Annotated in this window: 5 protein-coding genes; 3 read left to right on the top strand and 2 right to left on the bottom strand. The window is 58.1% G+C overall.

From position 1 onward, the window contains the following. Positions 1–2,322: CHAT domain-containing protein (locus ABX749_RS17555; RefSeq protein ID WP_372897107.1), on the top strand; the 2,322-nt coding region annotated here is incomplete at its 5' end. 77 nt (positions 2,323–2,399) lie between these two features. Here ABX749_RS17555 and ABX749_RS17560 read toward each other — a convergent pair. Together ABX749_RS17560 and ABX749_RS17565 are read right to left on the bottom strand one after the other, a co-directional pair. Next, positions 2,400–3,587: a hypothetical protein gene (locus tag ABX749_RS17560; RefSeq protein WP_372897108.1), complete on the bottom strand. Its 1,188-nt coding sequence runs from the start codon at positions 3,585–3,587 to the stop codon at positions 2,400–2,402. Between the two features lie 3 nt (positions 3,588–3,590). Then, positions 3,591–4,694, bottom strand: coding sequence for a hypothetical protein (locus ABX749_RS17565; RefSeq protein ID WP_372897109.1), 1,104 nt, complete (start codon positions 4,692–4,694; stop codon positions 3,591–3,593). Between the two features lie 159 nt (positions 4,695–4,853). On the opposite strand from ABX749_RS17565, the gene ABX749_RS17570 reads away from it, so the two are divergent. Further along, a complete protein-coding gene (locus ABX749_RS17570; protein WP_372897110.1) occupies positions 4,854–5,558 on the top strand; it encodes a hypothetical protein in 705 nt (234 codons plus the stop codon). 113 nt (positions 5,559–5,671) lie between these two features. Further along, positions 5,672–6,306, top strand: a 635-nt coding sequence (locus ABX749_RS17575; RefSeq protein ID WP_372897111.1) for an SCO family protein, incomplete at its 3' end; no start/stop codon positions are given.

Raw genomic sequence — 6,306 nt, forward strand, 5'->3', positions numbered from 1 at the left:
GCGATCCAGATGGCCGAATCGGACAATCGATTCGGTGACGGTTGGACGTACCTGTTGCGACAAATTGCGGAAACGCAAAACGCGGTCGGGCAATACGACGACGCGGTGGCAACGTATCGACGCTACCTCGACCACCAACTGTCCAAAGAAAAGGTGATTGACCCCTACGAATACCGCCAGCTGGCGCGGCTCGTTGCGGAGGCTCAGAATCCCCAAGCCGCCCTCCAGTGGCAATTCCAGGCATGGAAACAATCGAACGAGCAACACGGTGCTTTGAACCGTACGACACAGGAGCTCCTCAAGGAACTGGCCGCCGATGTCCGCGAGACCGATCAGTGGGACACTCTCGAACCGGCCCTGGTGGAACAATACAAACAGTCCAAACGATTACTGGGGCCGCAGCATCCCGACACCGCCCAGGCGGCGGCGCAGCTCGCTCTTCTATTCGAGCGATTGGGGAAATTTGAGCTGGCTCTCGCCGGGATGGATGAGAGCCAGCGAGCCTTTCGGGATTACGTCGCGCGAACGTTGCCGTTGTTGTCGGAGACTGAGCAGGCAGAGTTCTTGCGGCAACGATTCCAACCCGCGTTTCACGACGCCTTGGAGATGGCGGTGCGATTGAAGTCCGTCCCCCGCGCCGTCGAGTTATCGGCCGGTTGGGTTTTGAACGCCAAGGGTGCCTCGACGCGCGCCCTCGCCGAGCGACATCGCATGGTGGCGTCGACGCAAGATCCCCAGGTCCGTGTAATCGCCGAGCAACTCTCCGAAGTCCGAGAACAGATCTCATCGCTCACGTTGTCCGCCCTCCAGAATCCGACCCTCGGGCTCACGTCATCGTCCACGGCGATGGATCTTCAAGACCGACTCGAAACGCTCCGGAATCGCGAATCGGAGTTGTCCTGGAAACTGGGTTCGACGGGATGGACCGAACGTCGCCAAAACCCGTGGAGCGACTTGACGAACGTACGTGAACGGATCCCTGACGACACGGTCTTGTTGGAATGCGCGGTCGCCGGCGTGCGCACCAAACTGGACAGTTCAATCGACCACGGGTTGAACTCGGTTGGTCCGAAGCAACGGGGGATGCAGGTCCTGGTTTGGGTCATCCCGCCGGCCGGTCGCGGCGACATCCGATTGGAAGTGGTCTGTGAGGACTGGGACAAATTGGCGCGAACGCTGATCGAATTCCATGCCTGCCTGAACGGGCAAATGATCCCCCAAAACTTTATTGTTGCAATCAACCAACACCTCCGCGCGTTGTCGACTCAGGTTTTGCATTCGCTGCCCGACGACGTCATGACCACGCCCAAGTGGCTCGTCTCGCCCGATCATCAATTGTGGAGAATCCCTTTCGTTGCACTGACGAAACCCGATGGCAAGCGGGTGATCGATGACCACGAGATTCAGTACCTGCTCAGCGGACGCGATCTGTTGTCAACCGAACCGGTCAATTCGATTTCTGCACCGTTGATGGTTGCCAACCCCGACTATGGCAAGAATGCCAACGGCGACTCGGCTGGCACCGCCTTTTCGCCGCTGCCGGGAACCGCCAAGGAAGCGCAAGCGGTGTTGCCCTATCTGCGAACCCTGTCAGGAGCCGCCCCCCAAGTCTTCGTCGAGGCCAATGCGGAAGAGTCGGTCGTGAAAACCGCCAACCGCCCCCAGATCGCCGTGTTCAGCACCCACGGATTCTCGGAATATCGACACGAACAACATCCCATGGCGACGTGCGGGCTGGCGTTTGCAAATGCCAATACCGCATTCGGTGGACAGGGCGATGGCATTTTGACGGGGCTGGAAATCTTGGATTGTGATTTTCGCGGGACCGAACTCGTCGTCTTAAGCGCTTGTCAGACCGCCGTCGGCAACACCAGCAGCGGAGAGGGCGTTGCAGGATTGAGTCATGCGTTTCGTCTTGCAGGAGCAAAGACGGTCGTGGCGACGTTGTGGTCCATCCCCGACCAGATCACTGCCGGCTTGATGAAGGACTTCTTTGACCAGCTATCCGATGGCAAGAGCCCCGCATCGTCACTGCGATTTGCCCAACTGGCTACGATCCGGCGGCTCGAAGAACGAGGGCTGCCGTCAATGCCCCATTTGTGGGCGGCATTCACGGCTAACGGGATTCCCCAGTCAATCGAAGACGCGCCGACAGAGTATCGGACCTGGCGAAGTGCCGACGGAAAACACACCACCGTTGCCAAATGGATCGCGACCCGACACGACCGAGTTATCTTGCTAAAACCCAACGGGGATCAATTCGAAGTGAGCCTGAACAAGCTGCACGCCGAAGACCGCCAATGGGCAGAACAGGCCAAATGAATTGCGTTCGTTGAGAGCAGCTCGCACCAGACGTGGTGATTCATGTTTACGGTCTTGGACGCGAGCCGACGAGCGTTTCAACGATTGCCTGCGACGGCTTGGCCGATCGATTCATACGGCGCCGGCGGTTGGTCGATTCGATAGCTGTCCGGTGAAAGCAGCGGCAGAAGAACTTGAAGCTCTTCGGCGTCGATCAAACGATCGTCGACTTGGTGCGAGAGCAATTGCAAGGCGTCTGCCCTGGCGAGATAGTAGGCCGACAACGTTTGCGTGTAGCGATAACTCGCCAACAGCACCGTCGTCAGATAGAGAAGCAGCACGACCACGCCACCCCGGACCGCCAGCAGGGTCACCCAAGGTTGATTTGCCCAGTCGGATTGTGTTTGATTGACTTCCAGAAGCGCGTCCGCGATCCGCTTTTCGGCTTCCAATAACTGCTCCGTCGTGGCCAAGCGGTTTTTGGCTTCGTCGTCCAACTGCACGAACATTCGGTCCATTTCGCGTTTGGCATCCTCGTACAGCGGCTTCAACGCCAACAATTCTCGCTGCAACGTTCGAACAGCCTGTTCCTCCTCGCCGCCGCCGATCGCCAAACTCAATTGCTCCAGCGAGATGGTCAAAAAGGGGAGATCGATTCCGCTTGTCCGCATCTGTTGACCGGCCAGCCGAAACACGTCGGCGGGAACCTTGGTCGCCGTCGTTCCCTCAATGTGGTGATACTGGAACGAATCGAAAGGATACCTCTTGTCAGTCGGCTCGGATGCTGACAATTCTCGACTGGCGTCGCGGGCCCACTGAATTCGCGGGCCATAGAAGGGACTTCCGGCCAGATCGGCTCCCGGCTGGTAGTTGCCTAATGTCATGTCCAGTTCGTGAAAGATCCCGTACAGGTTGTACAAGTCGCGTCCGCGCAGGTACGCCACCTCCGCCTCGGCCTCCTGCGTCAAGATCCCGCTTTTGACTTCACTTGCCTCGTCGACTTCGCGTTCGGCAGCAACCGCGTCGGTAAACTCGGTGGGCACGAGAAAGACGGCGATGCCACCGACGATAAACAGCAGGCTGAACGCCAGCATCCAGCCGGCGCGACGACCGAGCCGACGTCCCCGGTCGGCAAACTTGTCGGCGATCTGTTGCAAATGCTCTGTTGGTTCCACTTGCTCGCGGCGGTAGACCTCCCCGTAGTCCGGTGGGCCTTTCCACTTCGATCGGATCGACCGGAACAGCTGGCCGATCGCGGCGGTAACGCTAGGGGGCTGCTCTGACATCGATCAGTTCGTCAGCCGACCATGGAGAGTCTGAAAGAGTTGGTCGTTTCTTTCTTTGCTCTTGGAAGCATTGTTCACATCCAGCACCCCGGTTTCGAGCGCAATTTTTCGAGGATTGATTTGGTTGATTTCGACTCGCATCATGTACCGTATCCCCTGCGACGGGGCGGACTGCTCGTAGTCGACGATCGACGCGTCCACTCCGCGGGGATTGAAGGATTCAGCGGATGGAGGCGGAACCAATTCTTTGATGACTTGCTCGAACACTTTAACGACCTCGCTCGAGATCGCTCCGGCCGACAACGGGGCCGGCACCTCGATGCCTTCTTCGCGTCTGGTTTCTCCTCCCGATTCCTTGAGCGATTGGACCGCTCTGATGACCGGAAGGTCCACGGTGCGTGTCTCGCTACGCATCACCGTTCGCGACCGAGTCTCGGTCCGCATGACGGTCTGCGTACGGGTCACGGGGCGCAATACCGTTCGGGTCCGATAGACGATGCGACGGCGTTTGTGGAACAACCCATAGCTCTCGACACAGCGGACGCGCTGTTGGACCGGTGCCATCACCGTCGTGGTCTGCAATTCAGGGACGAGTACGGTGTACTCCTGCACCTGCGGCACTTGCACCTCTTTGGTGACCGTTTTCATCGTGATGACTTGGACCGGCGCCGCAGAAGACTGTCGTGGTTTGGCGTAAACCACCTGATCATTTTGGGGTAGCCCCAATTTTTCGATCGTCTGATCATCCATCAACACCTGTTGATCTTGCGGGGCGGTCGTATTGACCAACACCGCGTTGCTTTGAGCGTGGTCGGTTTGAGCGTGGTCGGCGAGGATGTGGCGTTGGTCCGCGACAGAAAGCCGTGTCAGTTCGGTCCGCAAACGTTTCCCCGTCTGATCAACGAACGTGACGATGCGGCTTTTGTCGTCGTAGTTCACGATCGCCAGTTCATCGCTCACGCGGCCGTCCGGACTGGTCCAGACACGGAATTGCCGGGGAACCGGTTCTCCGGCAATGAGGTCTCCCGTAAGGAACGTGGAACTGCACAACAAGACGAGCGGAAACAAACCGGGGCCGATCGGCCCGGAAGCGAAGGGGAAGCACATGAGACAGTTTCGTTGATCGCGTCGGTTGGTCGGGACAGCCGTACCTTGCATGCTATCCCCCACTTTGGTCGTCGCAAACGGAATGGATGGGGAAAGCAACCGGAACGGCGCGCCGAACGACAGGTGATGGGTTGAACCGGACGAGGATCGTTTCCCGGCGTGGACGTCGCCCCAACGAAGCGATGGCACCTTGATCATTTTTGCGTTTTCGCGAACATAACACTTGAAGGCATCGGGGCATTTGTGGATCGTTTTTTGCTGAGCGGATCAGCGAGGCGGGTGAGTCCTTCAGCCGCTCTCTGTGAGAATGATCCGAACAACATCACTCCCATTTCCACTGAAGCATCACGCCGCGTGAGTCGGAATTATAGAAACGTTCACTTCGGACGGTTGGCAGGGGCCGGTTTGATCGCCGTGAGTGTCACGATCGGGGTTGCGCTGTGCCTCAAGCGCGACGAACCGATCGAGCACTTAGACGTCCAGGTTGTCGCATCGAACTATCGACTTTACTTTCACTATCCCGGTGCCGATTCCAAATTGGGTACGGCCGACGACCGACTGGGAACGCGGAATTTCTATGCACCAGCCAACACCGAGGTTCGGCTGAGCCTGACGAGTCGGGATTTCGTTTATCTGGTCGAAATCCCGGAGGTGGGACTGTACGAGGTCGCCGCCCCGGAACTCGATTTCGAAGCTCGTTTTGAGACGGGAGAGTCGGGCGTGCACTCTTTGTTGGGAAGTCAGATGTGTGGGTACGACCATTCGGAACTAATTGGCGAATTTGTGGTTCAACGTACGGCAGAATTTAAACGCCTCGTCCGAAAACTTTCTCCTGCACCATCGCCAACCAACCCAACTCAATGATATTTCCCCGCCAGTCGCACCGAAATCCCTTGGTTTTCCTGGTGATTTCGAGCGTGGTCGCTCTCGCTGGATGTGGTCCTCGGGCGACGCCAGAAATTTCCACCGAAACCGATGTGAACCGCACGCGGCGCACCGCTGTCGATCAGGGGTTGCGCGTTTTTGGTGAAATTCCCGCCTTCACATTGACCAACCAGCACGGCAAATCGTTCGAACGTAGCGATCTGGACGGCAAGGTCTGGGTCGCCACCTTTATTTTCACCCGTTGCGGGGCGACGTGTCCGTACCAAACGGCCGCGTTCAGCGAATTACAGCAAACCCTGCATCGGGCCGACGAACTGGGCCAGGTCGAACTGGTTTCGTTCACGGTCGACCCGGAGTTCGATACGCCCGAGGTGCTGGCCGAATACGGCACGAAAGCTGACGCCGATTTCGAACACTGGCACTTTCTGACCGGCGACCGTGCGACCCTCTGGGATTTGAGTAAAGACGGGTTCAAACTGGACATCCAATCCGGCCGGGACGCGACGAATCTGATCACCCATAGTTCGCTGTTTGTCCTGGTCGACCAAGATTCAAAAATCCGCGGTTACTACGAAGGTCTGTCACCGGAAGCGAATCAGAAACTGCGCGACGACATCAGCGCGTTGCTGGACCAACGAGACCCCAGTCGACTGGAACGCATGCCCGAAATTTCCGTCCCACGCGATATCCGCGATCCGGCATGGCTGCAACCGCGGGCCGAAGCCCA

It is taken from the genome of Stieleria sp., from assembly GCF_041595215.1.
GTDB lineage: Bacteria > Planctomycetota > Planctomycetia > Pirellulales > Pirellulaceae > Stieleria > Stieleria magnilauensis.

What these genes read in the sequence shown, in the direction of transcription:
- ABX749_RS17560 (WP_372897108.1), bottom strand. Translation starts at nt 3,587, where the DNA reads ATGTCAGAGCAGCCCCCTAGCGTTACCGCCGCGATCGGCCAGCTGTTC.
- ABX749_RS17565 (WP_372897109.1), bottom strand. Translation starts at nt 4,694, where the DNA reads ATGTGCTTCCCCTTCGCTTCCGGGCCGATCGGCCCCGGTTTGTTTCCG.